Here is a 15,673-nt window from a genome sequence, read left to right as displayed (position 1 = left end):
CAGGAGCACCCCGCCGCCGTCGCCGCCGTCAAGGGGCCTGCCCCTGACCTCGAAGTGTCGCAGCGGGCCGCCTTCCTCCGCCACGGCGAAGCGCATGTCGAACGACTCGCTGCGCGGCCCGCCTCTGGGGCATCTCCTCGGTCGGCATCTTCCCCCCGCTCTCGGTCAGCGGCACCGCGAAACCCAGCTTGCGGCCCCCGTCGGGGTCGCCCGGCTGGCCGTCGCCGAAGGTCCTGGTGAAGACGTCGTTGCTGAAGAGGACCTTCTGCCCGGAGCCCACGGCGAGCACCGCGTCGCTCATCGCCGAGAGGATGGCCTCCAGGCGCCGGCGCGACGCCTCGGAGGAACGCCGCTCCTCCTCGCGCACGCGGGCGAGGTCCTGCAGCTCGGCCGTGCGGGCCTGGAGGTCGTCGTTGGTCGTGTTCAGCTCCTCGATGGTCGCCTGGAGCTCCTCGTTGAGGGTCTCAAGCTCCTCGTTGGTCGCCTGCAACTCCTCGTTGAGGGTCTCGACCTCCTCGGTGGCGGCCTGGGCCTCCTCGGCGGCGAGCAGGGTGTCCTCGTAGGAGGCCTGCATCTCGTCGTTGAGGTTCGTCAGCTCGCCGTTCGCCTCCTCCAGCCTGCGGTTGAATTCGATCAGGCGGCCGTTCTGTGCTTCCAGGCGCGACCTCTCGGCCTCCGCCTTTTTAAGCCTCTCGTCGAGCTCGCGCCGCTCCCGTCCGATGTCCGTGACGTCGTTGACGACTATGGCGACGGTCTCGGCGAGGCCCTTGTTGTCCTTGCCGCGGTGGGGGTGGCAGGCGAGCTGGAGGTAGCGGGGCTCGCCCGAGGTCGCGTCCTCCACGGAGAACTCCCCCGTGATAGAGACGCCGTCCCTGAAAGCCGAGTCTATGGCGCCCCGCACCTCGGCGTAGGGCATCCCGTGGACGGCGTGAAGCAGGTCCTCCCCGATGGCGGGCCCTCGGACGGAGAGGAGGTCGCGGGCGGCGGCGTTGAGGTCCCGGATGTCGTAGCGCCGGTCTACCACCACCACGCCGACCGGCAGGCGGTTTATGAGGCCCCCGTCCGAGGTGCGGACTTTGGGCTCCGCGTTCCTGAGATCGGCCGAGAACCCGCCGGCCGTCGCCGCGCGCGAGAGCCGGGAGCGCGGCGGCGGCGTGGGGGTCGTGCTCGGCATCAGGAAGCGTTTGCCCCTGCGGCGGTAGACCTTATGCGGGCGGTCCTGCTGGGCCGCGAAGAACTCGGAGAGGGGCGAGGTCGTCTCGGCCTTGCCGAGGACCAGGCAGCCCCCGTCGCGCAAAGAGTAGGCGAAAAGCTCCAGGGCCCGCCGCTGCAGCTCGGTGGTGAAGTAGATCAGGACGTTGCGGCTCACCACGAGGTCTATGCGCGGGAAGGGCGAGCGGCGCGCCAGGTCGTGCTCGCCGAAGACGATCATGCCGCGCACCGGCTTCTTTACCTCGTAGCGCCCGTCTTCTTCCAGAAAGTAGCGCACCTTCTGTTCCTCGCTGAGCCCCGAGAGGGCGCCGGCCGGGTAGACCCCGCGGCGGGCGAAGTCCACGGCCGCCCCGTCGATGTCCGTCGCGAAGATGCGCACGTCCGCGAGCGCGGCCTCCGGGCCGAGCAGCTCCGACAGGATGATGGCTAGAGTGTAGGCCTCCTCGCCCGTGGCGCAGCCGGCGGACCAGACCCTGAGCTGCCGGTTCTCTCTCCCGGCCTCCTCTATGAGCGCGGGGAGCACCTTCTCGCGCAGGTGTGCGAAGAGCTCGGGATCGCGGAAGAACTGAGTAACCTTTATGAGGAGCGTGTTGACGAGCTGCGGGAGCTCCTCGGGGTGGTCGTCGAGGTAGGAGGCGTAGTCTTCTATGGTCCCCGTGTGTGTGGCGACCATGCGCCGCTTGAGGCGCCGCAGGATGGTCGAGGTCTTGTAGCTCGTGAAGTCCACGCCGTGGCGCTCCTTGAGCCCTTCGAGAAAGTCCTGCAAGGATTGTTCTTCTTCCTCGCGCACCCGCTCTTCGCGTACGGGAACGCCCGCGAGAAGCTCGCCCAGGATCGGGCCGATCCGTTCGAGGTCCGCGACGATGTCCACGGTGTTGGGTGCGAGGGAGCCCGGCATCGCGCCGAACTCGGCGGTCTCGGGGTCCTGGACGACCACCGTTCCCCCGGCCTGGCGGACGGCCCTTGCCCCCTCGGCCCCGTCCGAGCCCATCCCGGTCAGGACCACGGCGACGAGGCCCTCTCCGAAGACCTCGGCGGCACTGCTCATGAGCATGTCAACCGAGGGCTTGGGCCGCCCCTTGGTGTCCACCCGCAGGTCTATCTCGGACGGCGTTACGTTGACGTGACGGTCCGAGGGGATCACGTAAACCACCCCCGCCTCCAGGTGGTCGTGGTCGACCACGGTACGCACGGGCAGGCTGCTCCTGCGGGCGAGGATCTCCCGCAGCCGGCTCTCGCGGGCGGGGTCCAGGTGCTGGGCTATTACGACCGGCGAGGTGAAACCCTCGGGAAGGGTGGAGACCAGCGTCGAGAGCGCCTCTATCCCGCCGGCCGACGAGCCGACGACGACGAGGTTCGGGTTTCTTTGGGCCTCCGCCAAGATCTCTCCCTCCCTATCGGACGCCCGATCCGGTCACGCTGGTTGCACAATTTTATGCATGGTACGCTGGCCGACAAGCCTGGCGTCTACATAATTTGGTGTATTCTACACTCCTCGACAGGCCCACGGTCCCCCGCGCGGGCGTAGACTTACTATACTCCGCGTCGCGGAGGGAGGTTCTGGCGGGACACGACGTGATAACAATAGGCGCATCGTCCGGCGGGGTCGAGGCGCTCTCGACGCTGGTCGGGGGCCTGCCCGCCGACCTGCCCGCGGCGGTGCTCGTCGTGCTCCACTTCCCGCAAGAGGCGCCGAGCGCGCTGCCGCGCATCCTGGGCCGGGCGGGGCCGCTCGAGGCCTTCCACCCCGAGGACGGCGACCGGTTGGAGGGGGGCCGCGTCTACGTCGCGCCGCCGGGGCTCCACCTGCTCGTCGAGGACGGGCGCGTGCGCCTCGCGCGCGGGCCGAAAGAGAACGGCCACCGGCCCGCCGTCGACCCGCTCTTTCGGACGGCGGCGCTCGCGTACGGCCCGCGGGCGGTCGGCGTCGTGCTCACGGGCGCCGACGACGACGGGACGGCGGGGCTCGTGGCGATAAAGCGCATGGGCGGCGTCGCGGTCGTGCAGGACCCGGACGACGCCCTCTTCCGGCCGATGCCCGAGAGCGCCCTGCGCCACGTCGACGTCGACTACTGCGCGCCGGTCGGTGAGATGGCGCCCCTGCTGGCCCGCCTCGTCCGCGGGCCGGCCGAAAAGGTCGGGGCCTATACCGCGCCCGAAGACCTGGTGCTGGAGGCGAAGATCTCCGGCCTGGAGCCCTCGGTCATCGAGGGCGGGCGCCACCCCGGGAAACTCTCCGGCTTCACCTGCCCGGAGTGCTCGGGCCCGCTCTACGGCATCGAGGACGGCCCCCTTACTCGCTTCCGCTGCCGGGTCGGCCATGCCTACACCGCCGAGGCCGTGCTCGAAGGCAAGAACGGGGCGCTGGAGGAGGCCCTCTACGCCGCCCTCAACGCCCTCGAAGAGGCCGCGGAGATGGCCGAAAAACTCGCCGCCCGCGCCCAAAGCGGTGGCCAACCCCGCGCCTCCGAACGCTTCCAAGCCCGGGCCCGAAAGTCGCGGGAACAGGCGACCAAGATCCGGCGCGTGATGACGGAGGGCTAGGCTGTGGGCATCGGGGTTCCGTTTCAGATCCTAAAGCGGATCGTGGAGGCATCGCCTCCACGATCCGCGCCGTCAGCGATCAGCGCGCTCCGGCTTCGCCTCCGCTCTCAGCGGTCAGCTTTTTGGTTTTGCTGAAAGCTGACGGCTGAAAGCTGATAGCCCCGCGAAGAGGCCCAACCTCTTTGCAAACCGCTTTAGGGGCTGGCCGGTAGCCGGCGTTCGCCGCCCGATGCCTTCCGGGAGATCGGCGCTTCTTCGCGCCGTTGGCCGGCCTCGGCTACGGCCTCAAGACCCGAAGTCCAAATTCGGCCTTACGGCTGATCGTGGCGGCCGATCTCGTAGTCTACGGCGTCAGCCCACTCGAAGCGGCCGAGGGCGAAGACGAGGGCCATGAAAGAGTACTGGGCCATCGTGCGGACGACGCCACCCTCCCTGTAGCGGCGGTCGGATAAGAAGACCGTCTCCTCTATTATGCCGAAGTGCCGTCCCCTGGCGAGGCGCCGGATCAGCTCTATGTCGTCGAACTTGTAGGCCGGATCGAACCCGGAACCCTCGCGGAAGAGCGGGCCCCGCACGGCGATGCACGTCCCCGCCCCGGACGGAAGGATCTTCTGGAAGGCCCGCGTCGTGAGGTTGAAGAGGTCGTGGAATCTCTCCACCGCCCACGTCGAGTCGTGCGGATAGTATTGCGGACAGGCTATGTCGTACCCGCGGCCCTCGAAGGCCGCGAGGAAACGCTCCAGGAACCCCTGCGAAAGCCTGGCGTCGGCGTCGAGGAAGACCAAGACGCCCCCGCCTGCCCGCCGGCCACCCGCGTTCCTGCCGACGGCCACGGGGGGCGAGCTGTGCAGAACCTCGACGAACGGGAAGCGTTTGGCCACGGAGACCGTGCCGTCCCCGGAGCCCGCGTCGACGACGATCACCTCGTCCGGCGGCCTCGTCTGGGCGGCGAGGTCGGAGAGGAGGCCGCCCAGGAGACGCTCCTCGTTCAAAGCCGGTATCACCACGCTGACCGTGCTCACCGCGCCTTCCTCCGCTGCGCCGGCCTCGCGTCGCCGAAACCCTGGTCGGCACGGCCGGAAGGAACGATCTTCTTCCGCCCTTCTCCGTCCTCGCGACCCTCCGGGGCGAAGACCATCAATTCCCCGCACGGCGGGCACCAGCACGCCAGCGTGTCGCCGTCCAGCCTGGATTCGGACGCGCCCCGGCCGCACCCGGCATGCCGGAGGACGAACGCGGCGAAGGCCGGCGCCGTCCCGTCCGGGCCGCGGTCTTTCGCCCGCTCCGTTCGTCTGTGGGCGTGATCCATATGCAACAGATACCCCGGATCGAGGGCCACGGACGGTGATCCACGGCACAAGAGCCGCCCTGCCGCGCGGAAAATGGCCCGAACGATGCAGGGTTTCGGGGATGACAAGTACAAGAATACGAGTCCGGGAGCGCGCAGGGTCTCCCGGTTCGTCGAAGGAGGAAGCGATGGTTTCGAGATCCGGGGGTGTCCACGAGTTCTGGGTGGTCTGCGAGGAACGGGACGATCCGGCTGCGCCGCCGACCATCGGGGCGGCCGGCACCGGCGAGACGTTGCCGGTCTTCGGCTTCCAAGAGGAGGCGCTCCTCTACCTGGGCCTCAGCGGCGGGGACGGGCTACGGGTACGGCGGCTCCCGGCCGAGCGGCTGCGGACGCTCCTGTTGGGCCGGTGGTCCGGTTTCGATTCCGTGGCCCTGGACCCGTTGCAGGAGCTCGACGCCGGCCCCGCGCCGACGTCCACGACCATGAGCCGGTCGCGTTTCGTGCGTTTCCTGGCTTCCTACCGGGACGGCGCTATCGGGTTTCGGGCCGCCGCGGCCTCGTAGGGAACCATAGGACCCGGCCGGGGATTCCCGAGGACAGTACGATTTTTTGAGAGGTGATTTTGGAGAAGGAGCCGATGGCGGGGACGAAGCTCGGCGGTGACCGGTCCGTGGGGTTGGAATACTGCAAGGACTACGGGCTACTCGACCCCCTCGGACAGGAGGTCGGGCGTGTAGACAGAGTGTTCGGCAACGGGAACGGCGACCCGCAGTACGTCAGGGTGAGGGTGGGCATCTTCGGTCAGAGGCTCGTCCTGATCCCCGTCCTGGAGGTCGCCGTCGACCACGAGCGCCGCAGCCTCACCCTGCGCTGAGGGGTCCGGAGCCCGTTTACGCCAGGGGTCCATCCGGGTAAGCGGATGAGCAGGGACGCCCTTGCGGGGGCGTCCGTCCACTCTTGCCTGGACCGGAGCCAGATCCGAGAGAGTAGAACAAGCGCCGGAGCCCAACCGGGATTCCCGGTGGACCACCGTTGCGCCGACCGAGAGCAAACAGGAGGCCTAACATGACCGAACGGGATACGACGCAAAACGCGGCCGACGCCGGCACCTTCGCCCTCGGCGGAGACCTCGAAGTGAACCGTCTCGGCTACGGGGCGATGAGGATCACGGGCGAAGGCATCTGGGGCGAGCCAGAGGACCCCGAGGAGGCGAAGGCCGTCCTCCGGCGCTGTGTGGAGCTCGGCATCAACCTCATAGACACCGCAGACTCCTACGGCCCCGACGTCTCCGAGCGCCTTATCGGCGAGACGCTCGCGCCCTACCCGGAGGACATGGTCATCGCCACGAAGGCGGGCCTCGTGCGTCCCGGCCCCGGCGACTGGAGGCCGAACGGCCGCCCCGAGCACATCAGGGAGGCAATCGAGGGCAGCCTCAGGCGGCTCAGGCTGGAGACGATAGACCTCTACCAGCTCCACCGCGTAGATCCAGACGTGCCGGCTGAGGAGTCGCTCGGCACGATGTCCGACCTCAGAGACGAGGGCAAGGTTCGCCACGTCGGGCTGTCGGAGATCGGCGTCGACGACTTGCGGCGGGCGCAGGAGGTCCTCCCGATCTCTTCCGTGCAGAACCGCTACAACCTCACGGATCGGGGTTCCGAAGCGGTGCTCGAAGCGTGCGAGGCTGACGGGATCGCCTTTATTCCCTGGTTCCCGCTCGCCTCGGGTTCCCTCTCGCGGCCGGGTGGCCCCGTGGACGAGATCGCCTCCAACCACGACGCCACCCCGGGGCAGATCGCGCTCGCCTGGTTGCTCCGCCGCTCGCCGGTGATGCTCCCGATCCCGGGCACCTCCTCGGTGGGCCACCTCGAAGAGAACGTCGCCGCGGCCTCCATCGGGCTCACGGACGACGAGTACGCGGAGCTTTCGAAGGTCTCGGGATAGGGGAGGCTTCAGGGAATGTGGGCGGCGGCCGGGTGCGGAGTCCGGATGTCGCCCGCCCGCATATTTCGGGCCGTTCTCCACTGCGCTGACTTTTCGAAAGGCTCCTTTCGGGTAACGGTGGGGGATGGATAACGAGAGGAGGATCGAGTGGCGGCCACACAGGACGGTCCCGAGTTGCACCCGACGACGGTTGAGTTGGCGCGGGGGGCCAACTACGCGGCGATCAGCACCACCATGCCCGACGGCAACCTGCAGAACCACATCATCTGGGTCCACACCGACGGGGAGCGTCTCTTCGTCAACACCGAGGTCCACCGCCAGAAGTACAAGAACGTTCGGCGCGACCCGAGGCTAACGCTCACGATCCGCGACGAGGAGGACCCCTACCGATACGCCGAAGTGCGGGGTCGGGTCGTGGAGTCGGTGACGGGGCCCGAGGCCAGGGCCCACATAGATCAGCTCTCCCAGAAGTACAACGGCCAGGACTACGACCCCGACGACATAAAGACCGAGCGGGTGACGCTCTGGATCGTCCCAGACAGGCAGACCGCGGTCGGCCCCGGGGCCGACGAAGGCGCCTCCTCCTCCTGGTGACCCCGGAAAACGTACCCACCCGGCCCAGCAGCGCCACGCCGCAGGCGCCTGCGACAGCCTGACGAACCCCACAGAGGACCGGCACGGCCGGGACGACTACGCTGTGGTCTTCGACGGCGAGACACGGAGCGGCAGCTACGGTTAGGCCGGCTTGCGCCCCAGCTTGCCAGCCTGTCAGCAAAAAGCCGAAGTGCTGACGAGCTGAAATGCTGACCAGCTTGGGGACGGGCCGTGTTTTGTGGGCATGGATGCGGGTACTTAATCGCAGGGGACGATGATCCCCCAGCAAGCACGCAGCGTAAGAGAAGGAGGGTTCGTGGCTAACGAATTGCAGGGACGCAAGGTGGCTATTCTCATAGCGCCCATCGGGAGCGAGCAGGTCGAGTTCGTCCAGCCCAAAGAAGCCGTAGAGGCCGAGGGGGCGACGGTCGAGGTGGTCGGCATTCAGGCGGGCGAGGCCCAGGCCATGAACAACGACACCGAGATGGGGGACACCTTCGCGGTCGACAAGGCCGTCACCGACGTCTCCCCCGACGAGTACGACGCCCTGATCGTGCCGGGCGGCACCGTGGGCGCGGACAATCTGCGCGGCGACGCGAACGTGGTCCAGTTCGTGCGCGGGTTCTTCGAGCAGGCCAAGCCGGTAGGCGTGATCTGCCACGGTCCCTGGACGCTGGTCGAGGCTGACGTGGTGAAGGGCCGCACCCTCACCTCCTACCCGACCCTCCAGACCGACATCCGCAACGCCGGCGGCAACTGGGTGGACGAGGAGGTCGTCACCGACCAGGGGCTCGTCACGAGCCGCAACCCCAACGATTTGCCGGCGTTCTGCGCCAAGGTCGTCGAAGAGATAGGCGAGGGCAAGCACGCGGACCAGGCCCGCAGCGCGTAGAGAGCGGTCGGCTTTCAGCTTTCGGCCGTCAGCTTATGGTTGGCGGCCGAAAGCTTGTTTTATGAACGCATCCGGCGCCGCGTGCGCCGGGGCACGGACAGGCAACAGGGAGGCTTGACTAGATGAAGGCGCTTACTTGGCACGGCAAGCAGGACGTTCGGGTGGACAACGTGCCGGACCCGAGGATACAGGAGCCCAACGACGCGATAGTCAGGATCACTACCACCAACATCTGCGGCTCTGACCTGCACCTCTACAACGTGCTCGGGCCCTTTATCGACGAGGGGGACATCCTCGGCCACGAGCCCATGGGCATCGTCGAGGAGGTCGGGCCCGAGATCACGAACGTAGCCCCCGGCGACCGGGTAGTCCTGCCTTTCAACATCTCTTGCGGCCACTGCTTCATGTGCGACCAGAGGCTCTACTCGCAGTGCGAGACCACGCAGGTCCACGAGTACGGCACGGGCGCCAAGTTCTTCGGCTACACCAAGCTCTACGGGCAGGTGCCGGGCGGTCAGGCGGAATTTCTGCGCGTCCCGCAGGCGCAGTTCGTCCCCATCAAGGTTCCCGAAGAGGGCGCCGGGATGTCCGACGAGCGCTTCGTCTACCTCTCGGACGTCCTGCCCACGAGCTGGCAGGCCGTCGAGTACGCGGGTGTGCCCGATGGTGGCAGCGTGGCGATCTTCGGGCTCGGGCCCATCGGACAGATGTGCGCCCGCATCGCCAGGCACAAGGGGTTCAGGGTCATAGGCGTCGACCTCGTGCCGGAGCGGCTGGAGATGGCGAAGCGGTACGGGGCCGAGGTGCTCGACCTGCGCGACCACGACGACATAGCGGGCTCGATCCGGGAGATCACCGACGGCCGCGGGCCCGACTCGGTCATAGACGCCGTCGGCATGGAGGCGCACGGGTCCGGCGGGGGCAAGATGGCCCAGGCGCTCGTGGGTCTGCTGCCGGATTCGGCGGCCCAGACCGCGATGCAGAAGGGCGGGGTCGACCGGCTCACGGCCCTCAACCAGTGCATCGAGACCGTGCGCCGGGGCGGCACGCTCTCCATAAGCGGCGTCTACGGCGGGACTGCCGATCCCATAAACATGCTGCAGCTCTTCGACAAGCAGATCCAGATCCGCATGGGCCAGGCCAACGTGAAGGCGTGGACCGACACCATCATGCCGCTCCTCGTAGACCCCTCCGACCCTCTGGGCGTCGAGGACTTCGCCACCCACAAGATGCCCCTCGACGCCGCGCCGCAGGCGTACGAGACCTTCCAGAACAAGCAGGACGGCGCCATCAAGATCCTGCTCCAGCCGTAAAGCAAGGCTTGCTGAGAGGCGCGGGGATAAAGGTAGTTCCCCCGCGCCTCGTTTATAGGATGGAGATCCCAATGAAGGCCGTAGTCTCTCACGGCGTCTGAGGGCGGTTTGCGGGGGTATCGGGCCTAGCGCGAGCAGGCATCCGGGTTCTCGGGTTCTCAGGTTTTTAGGGGCGGGAGGTCGGGGCTCGCCCGCGGCCTCGGGGCGCACTCCTAAAAGCCTCGGCGTCCCGTGGTTGGCGAGGGTCGGTCCTTCCGCAAACCGCTGTGAGTCCTGCGGGAGACCCCGATCCCGGCCGAATAGCAGGATCAGCCTCACCAGAGGCCCGGCACCCTTACACCTTTCGGGCCATTTTGAGTACGGGCGTCCCTCCGGGTCTATCTGGGGGCGTTCCGAGGCGCTATAAAGGAGGTCGTTATCGACGGTTGGAGGCCGTTTCGGTGGGACTTCGGGCGGGGCAATTCCCGGTGGCGGACCACGATCACCCCTGGCGGGTAGTTCTGGTTTTCGGCTTCGCTTACCGGGTCAGGAGCACGGGCATGACACTTTCGAGCATCGCCCTCGGAGAAGGCCCGGCCGCCGGACGGGCTTCGGCGTGACCGTAGAGACCGTTCGGGACGCCGACGTTCGGGAGTGGCTCATGCCCTTCCTCCTGCTCTGCATGCGCGGGGAAGACCTGCGGGGCTACGAGTTGATGGGCAGGGTCTCGGACCTCGGGTTCGGCTCCGTGCGGCCGGGTGAGATCTACAGGACCCTGCGGCGGGCGGAGGAGGAAGGGCTAATCTTTTCCGAGCACGAGCATCTGGGGTACTTGCTCTCGCGCCGGAGGTACGGGCTGACGGAGCCGGGCAAGGCGTACATCGAGTTTTTGGCCGACTTCATGCGGTCTTACCAGAGGGAGATCGAATCCTTCTTGAAAGCCTACGAAGGAGCCGCCACCCGCGGGGTGTGCGGGTGAGGATGGAGGGGACCGCGGGCGGGTTGCTGGAGAGTTCCTCCGGCGGAACCCTTGCTGCCTCCGGCCACGTCTTCGTCTTCGCCGCGCGTGGCCTGCGCCGGCTTGACGGCCGGGGCGACGAATTCCTCGGGTACTCCGCGGAAGAGATGTTCTGGAAAGACGTGCTCGGGCTCGTCCACGAAGACGACCTTCCCCGCGTCCGGGCCCTGATCTCGGACGTAATGGACGACCCAGGCGCCTCGTTCGCCACGCACCCGCGCCTGCGCGAGAGGTCGGGCGAATGGAGAACCGTGGAGCTCACCGTTCGGAACGTCCTCGAAGCCCCGGACGACACGGGCCTCGTCGTGGCCAACGCCCGCGCCGCGCAAACGCCCCGCCCGGGCGGGCAATCCTAAAGCGGATCGCGGTGGCATTGAGCCACCGCGATCCGCGCGGTCAGCTTGTCAGCCCGCTCCGGCTTCGCCTACGCTCTCGGCTATCAGCCTTTTTTGCCCTTGCTGAAAGCCGACCGCTGAAAGCCGACCGCTGAAAGCCGATAGCCCTGCGAAGAGGCCCAACCTCTTTGCAAACCGCTTTAGACGCCCCCATCCGCGCTTCTGCGGTCCGATCATTGGCCGGTTTCGGAAACGGGAACCCACGGGAACCGTATACCCAACCGCGAAGCATCGCGGCACGAAGGCGACGGATAAACCGCGAGATCCCGACACAGGAGGCAAGGCTTGACCGACCGCATAGCGAACCCCTGGGGCGAACGCACGCCGTTCGGAAGGGACGAAGACTGGCCGACGAGGGTGGACCGGTTCCTCGAAGACGGGGTGGGCGAGGAGGACGTGGACGCCTGGGTCCAGACGGCCTCCATCCTCCACTCCAACGGCGACGCCCTGGACATCGCCGTAAAAGACGGCCGCATCGTCGGCGTGCGGGGACGCCCGGTGGACCGCGTCAACAAGGGACGCCTCGACCCCAAGGACCTCTTCGGCTGGCAGGCCAACAACTCCGATGACCGGCTGAAAAGACCGCTCGTTCGCGAGAACGGCGAGCTCGTCGAGGCGAGCTGGGACGAAGCCTTCGATCGCATCGTCGGGGAGTCGAAGAGGCTTCTGGAGGAGAAGGGCCCGCTCGCCTTCGGCTTCTACACCACGGGCCAGCTCTTTCTGGAGGAGTACTACACTTTGGGCGTCATCGGCAAGGCCGGCCTCGGGACGCCCCACATGGACGGCAACACGCGGCTGTGCACGGCCACGGCCGGGCAGGCGCTGAAGGAGAGCTTCGGGAGCGACGGCCAGCCCGGCTCCTACGCGGACATAGACCACGCCGAGGCCATCATGCTCTTCGGACACAACATGGCCGAGACGCAGGCCGTCACCTGGATGCGCGTACTCGACCGCCTGGAGGGCCCGAACCCGCCAGACCTCGTAGTGGTCGACCCGAGGCCGACGCCCGTCGCCGAGAAGGCCACCGTTCATCTGCCGATCAAACCCGGCACCAACGTGGCCCTCCTCAACGCCTTTCTGTACGAGATCATAAAGAACGGCTGGTACGACGGGGAGTACGTGGAAGCCCACACCTTCGGCTTCGAGGAGCTCAAGAGCACGGTCGCGGGCTGCACGCCCGAGTGGGCGGCGGGGGTGTGCGGGGTCGAAACAGAGGAGATTCGGGAGGCGGCGCGCATACTCGGGACTTCCCGGCGGCTGCTCTCGACGGCGCTCCAGGGCGTCTACCAGAGCCACCAGGCGACGGCCGCGGCCTGCGGGATCAACAACATCCACCTGCTGCGCGGGATGCTGGGTAGGCCCGGCTGCGGCGTGCTGCAGTTCAACGGCCAGCCCACCGCCCAGAACACCCGCGAGACGGGGGCCAACGGGGACCTGCCCGCGTTCAGGAACTGGGACAACAAGGAACACGTCCAGGAGCTGGCCGACCTGTGGAACGTGGACGGGATGAAGATCCCGCACTGGGCCCCGCCGACGCACGCGATGCAGATCTGGCGCTACGCCGAGCAGGGCTCGATAAACTTCCTCTGGATAAGCTGCACGAACCCGGCGGTCTCCCTCCCGGAGCTGCGCCGCATCAGAAGCATCCTCGGAAGCGAGGACCTCTTCGTCGTCGTCCAGGACATCTTCCTGACCGAGACGGCCCAGCTCGCCGACGTGGTCCTGCCCGCGGCGACCTGGGGCGAGAAGACGGGCACCTACACCAACACCGACCGCACGGTCCACCTCTCGGAGGCGGCCGTCGGGCCGCCCGGAGAGACGAAGCACGACCTCGACATCTTTCTGGAGTACGCCAAACGCATGGACTTCCGCGACAGGGACGGGCGCCCCCTCATAAAGTGGGAGCACCCCGAGGAGGCCTTCGAGGCCTGGAAAGAGTGCACGCGAGGTCGCCCCTGCGACTACACGGGCCTGACTTACGAGAAGCTCAGGGGCGGCTCCGGGATTCAGTGGCCCTGCAACGGGGAGCACCCCGACGGCACCGAGCGTCTCTACGGGGACGCGGACTTCAACACCCGCACGGAGGACTGCGAGACCTACGGTCACGACCTCCTCATGGGCGCCGTGAACTCCGAGGCCGACCACCGCGCCACGGCCCCGGAGGGGAGGGCCTTCCTCAAGGCCGCCGCGTACACGCCGCCGCACGAGGAGCCTGGCGGGGAGTACCCCTTCCGGCTCAACACGGGGCGTACGATCTTCCACTTCCACACCCGCACAAAGACCGCCCGGGCGCCCCAGCTCCAGAACGCAGCCCCCGAGGCGTGGGTCGAGGTCTCACCCGAAGACGCCCGGGAACTCGGCGTCTCCGAGGGGGACACCGTTCGCGTGGAATCCCCGCGCGGCCGGATCGAGGCGAGGGCGCGCGTGAGCGACATCCGGGGCGGCGTCGTCTTCGCGCCCTTCCACTACGGCTACTTCGACCAGGAGGGGGGAGACGCCCCCGACGGCCACGCCCGGGCCGCGAACGAGCTGACCATAACCGAGTGGGACCCCGTCTCCAAGCAGCCGCTCTTCAAGGCCGGCGCGGTGAGGGTGACGAAGGTCGCCGACTCGGACGGCTCGCCCGCCCCGGCGCCGACGAACACGGCCTCGAAACCCGCAGGAGACGGCCGCGTTCACGAGACGACGAGGGGTGGGAGATAGCGTGCACCTGGCAAACTACCTGGGGTACCTGCACCAGTCCGAGCAGAACCTGGCGGCGGGGTTCCGCAAGGTCGGCGAGGGCCACGCCGCGGAGGTGGACATCTTCCACACGGGCAACACGCTGGCCGCGCAGTGCGAGGCCCACGTGGAGAAGCTCGAACCCTTCGTGAAGCGCTACGGCGAGGACAGGCCGACGGAGCCGGACCGGCTATACCACCAGTTCTTCGACGGCACCAGGGAGGGGGGGATCGGCCTGATCCGGGACCTCCACGACCTCTTCCTGATGGCGAACGCCTGCGACATCGCGTGGACCATGATCGGGCAGGCCGCCCAGGGCGTCGGGGACCGGGAGCTTTTGGAGGTGGTCAACTCCTGCGAGGGCCAGACGGCCACCCAGATCAAATGGCTAGAGACCAGGATGAAGCAGGCCGCCCCCCAGGCCCTGATCGTGGCGCCGTAGTGCCCGGCGGGGAACACCACGGCCTGCGCGCGCGGCTGGTCGAAAGGTTCGGGGGCCGGGTGGGGGAGGCGATCTACGCCTTTTTCGCCTGCGGTCTGGCGCTCGCGATCAGCGGTTTGGCGGCCTACCTGGCGAAGCAGCCCCTCCTGTTCCCGAGCCTGGGCCCGACCGCGCTGCTCTTTTTCGAGCGGCCGATGGCGGCGACCTCCAGCCCGCGCAACGCCCTGATCGGGCACGCCGTGGCGATCCTGGCAGGCTTTCTATCCCTGGGCCTCTTCGGCCTTCTCGACAACCCGAGCATCCTGGTCGAGGACGCCACCCCGGCCCGCATCGGCGCGGGCGCCTTCTCGGTGGCCCTTACCGGGGCGGTCCTCCTGCTCCTGAGCGCCTCCCATCCCCCGACCGGTGCCACCACGCTCATAGTGAGCCTCGGCTTCCTGCAAACACCCTCCGAGATGGCGGCGCTCATGGCCGGTGTCGTCGTGCTCACGGCCGTCGGCTGGCCCATCAACCGGGCCGCCGGCGTGCCGGTACCGGCATGGGGGGTCAAGCAATGAGGGCGGAACCGGCGTGATCCCGCTCCTCTCCCTCATGCTCGTGGCCGGCCTCGTCGCCGCGCATCTCTTCTCCGGGAGGATGCGCTTCCTGGAGGTTTCGCCGCGCAGCGGCTGGCTTTCTGCGGCCGGCGGCGTCTCGGTGGCCTACGTCTTCGTCCACCTCCTGCCGGATCTCGCCGAGGAACAGGAGACCATCCGCCGGGCCGCGGGGGAGAACTTCTCCTTCCTGGAGTACCACGTCTACCTCGTGGCGATGGTGGGGCTCGTGTCGTTCTACGGGCTCGAACGGGCCGCGAAGCTGTCGCGCGGAAGGAGGCGGCGGGCGGGCAAGGGGGATGCCACAGGGGCGGGCGTGTTCTGGCTGCACGTCTCCTCCTTCGCCCTCTACAACCTCCTGATCGGCTACCTGATGCTCCACCGGGAGCAGCCGGGGCTCTGGAGTCTCGTCCTCTTCGCTCTCGCGATGGGCGTCCATTTCGTGGTCAACGATTTCGGGCTGCGCGAGGACCACAAGGGCGCCTACGACCGGACCGGACGCTGGGTACTGGCGGCCGCCGTCCTCGCGGGGTGGGCCGCGGGGCTCCTCTTCGAGGTCTCGGAGGCCGCGATCGCGGTCCTGTTCGCCTTCCTGGCGGGCGGCGTGGTGATGAACGTCCTGAAGGAGGAGTTGCCCGAGGAGCGCGAGAGCCGGTTCTGGGCCTTCGTCCTCGGGGCCGGACTCTACGCGGCGATCCTACTGGCGGCTTTCTAAAGCTTCTTCCACAGCGGTTTGCG

General features: G+C 67.9%; 17 protein-coding genes. 14 read left to right on the top strand and 3 right to left on the bottom strand.

Going from position 1 to position 15,673, the window contains the following annotated elements:
• Positions 1–28: 28 nt before the first annotated feature.
• The gene (locus tag GBA63_RS15985; protein ID WP_166177644.1) at positions 29–2,593 is read right to left on the bottom strand and encodes a CheR family methyltransferase; all 2,565 of its coding nucleotides are present in this window, start codon (positions 2,591–2,593) and stop codon (positions 29–31) included.
• Positions 2,594–2,787: 194 nt separating this feature from the next.
• On the opposite strand from GBA63_RS15985, the gene GBA63_RS15980 reads away from it, so the two are divergent.
• Positions 2,788–3,756: a chemotaxis protein CheB gene (locus tag GBA63_RS15980; RefSeq protein ID WP_166177642.1), complete on the top strand. Its 969-nt coding sequence runs from the start codon at positions 2,788–2,790 to the stop codon at positions 3,754–3,756.
• A 311-nt stretch (positions 3,757–4,067) separates the two neighbouring features.
• Here GBA63_RS15980 and GBA63_RS15975 read toward each other — a convergent pair whose 3' ends face one another.
• Together GBA63_RS15975 and GBA63_RS15970 are read right to left on the bottom strand one after the other, a co-directional pair.
• Positions 4,068–4,778: a glycosyltransferase gene (locus tag GBA63_RS15975; RefSeq protein WP_166177640.1), complete on the bottom strand. Its 711-nt coding sequence runs from the start codon at positions 4,776–4,778 to the stop codon at positions 4,068–4,070.
• Positions 4,775–5,065, bottom strand: a complete 291-nt coding sequence (locus tag GBA63_RS15970) for a hypothetical protein (protein ID WP_166177638.1) — start codon at positions 5,063–5,065, stop codon at positions 4,775–4,777. Before GBA63_RS15970 ends, GBA63_RS15975 begins: the two co-directional genes overlap by 4 nt.
• A 167-nt stretch (positions 5,066–5,232) precedes the next feature.
• On the opposite strand from GBA63_RS15970, the gene GBA63_RS15965 reads away from it, so the two are divergent.
• The 13 genes from GBA63_RS15965 to GBA63_RS15905 all read left to right on the top strand — a co-directional run bounded on the left by GBA63_RS15965 (position 5,233) and on the right by GBA63_RS15905 (position 15,650).
• Positions 5,233–5,610, top strand: coding sequence for a hypothetical protein (locus GBA63_RS15965; protein WP_166177636.1), 378 nt, complete (start codon positions 5,233–5,235; stop codon positions 5,608–5,610).
• A 74-nt stretch (positions 5,611–5,684) separates the two neighbouring features.
• Positions 5,685–5,921: a PRC-barrel domain-containing protein gene (locus GBA63_RS15960; RefSeq protein ID WP_207956836.1), complete on the top strand. Its 237-nt coding sequence runs from the start codon at positions 5,685–5,687 to the stop codon at positions 5,919–5,921.
• A 191-nt stretch (positions 5,922–6,112) separates the two neighbouring features.
• Positions 6,113–6,988 carry an aldo/keto reductase gene (locus GBA63_RS15955; protein ID WP_166177632.1) on the top strand — a complete coding sequence of 292 codons (876 nt, stop codon included), beginning with the start codon at positions 6,113–6,115 and terminating at the stop codon, positions 6,986–6,988.
• Positions 6,989–7,135: 147 nt separating this feature from the next.
• Entirely contained in the window at positions 7,136–7,582 is a 447-nt protein-coding gene (locus GBA63_RS15950) for a PPOX class F420-dependent oxidoreductase (RefSeq protein ID WP_166177630.1), read from the top strand.
• 316 nt (positions 7,583–7,898) lie between these two features.
• Positions 7,899–8,474 carry a type 1 glutamine amidotransferase domain-containing protein gene (locus GBA63_RS15945; protein WP_207956835.1) on the top strand — a complete coding sequence of 192 codons (576 nt, stop codon included), beginning with the start codon at positions 7,899–7,901 and terminating at the stop codon, positions 8,472–8,474.
• Positions 8,475–8,596: 122 nt separating this feature from the next.
• Positions 8,597–9,787, top strand: coding sequence for a zinc-dependent alcohol dehydrogenase (locus tag GBA63_RS15940; RefSeq protein WP_166177626.1), 1,191 nt, complete (start codon positions 8,597–8,599; stop codon positions 9,785–9,787).
• Positions 9,788–10,212: 425 nt separating this feature from the next.
• Entirely contained in the window at positions 10,213–10,386 is a 174-nt protein-coding gene (locus GBA63_RS15935) for a hypothetical protein (protein WP_166177624.1), read from the top strand.
• Positions 10,383–10,745 carry a helix-turn-helix transcriptional regulator gene (locus GBA63_RS15930; protein WP_166177622.1) on the top strand — a complete coding sequence of 121 codons (363 nt, stop codon included), beginning with the start codon at positions 10,383–10,385 and terminating at the stop codon, positions 10,743–10,745. Before GBA63_RS15935 ends, GBA63_RS15930 begins: the two co-directional genes overlap by 4 nt.
• A gap of 2 nt (positions 10,746–10,747) precedes the next feature.
• On the top strand, positions 10,748–11,140 hold the full coding sequence (locus GBA63_RS15925) for a PAS domain-containing protein (RefSeq protein WP_166177620.1): 393 nt from the start codon (positions 10,748–10,750) through the stop codon (positions 11,138–11,140).
• 324 nt (positions 11,141–11,464) lie between these two features.
• Complete coding sequence (locus GBA63_RS15920) at positions 11,465–13,882, top strand: molybdopterin oxidoreductase family protein (RefSeq protein WP_166177619.1); 2,418 nt, start codon at positions 11,465–11,467, stop codon at positions 13,880–13,882.
• A gap of 1 nt (position 13,883) precedes the next feature.
• A complete protein-coding gene (locus GBA63_RS15915) occupies positions 13,884–14,342 on the top strand; it encodes a hypothetical protein (RefSeq protein ID WP_166177617.1) in 459 nt (152 codons plus the stop codon).
• A complete protein-coding gene (locus GBA63_RS15910) occupies positions 14,342–14,899 on the top strand; it encodes an HPP family protein (protein ID WP_228282139.1) in 558 nt (185 codons plus the stop codon). Before GBA63_RS15915 ends, GBA63_RS15910 begins: the two co-directional genes overlap by 1 nt.
• Positions 14,900–14,933: 34 nt before the next feature.
• Positions 14,934–15,650 (top strand): hypothetical protein, encoded by a 717-nt coding sequence (locus tag GBA63_RS15905; protein WP_166180268.1) that lies wholly within the window; start codon positions 14,934–14,936, stop codon positions 15,648–15,650.
• The last annotated feature ends 23 nt before the right edge of the window (positions 15,651–15,673 follow it).

Origin of the sequence: Rubrobacter tropicus, assembly GCF_011492945.1 — a bacterium.
GTDB lineage: Bacteria > Actinomycetota > Rubrobacteria > Rubrobacterales > Rubrobacteraceae > Rubrobacter_D > Rubrobacter_D tropicus.
Note: the sequence above shows the minus strand (reverse complement) of the source record. Positions and strands in the feature narration are given on the sequence as shown.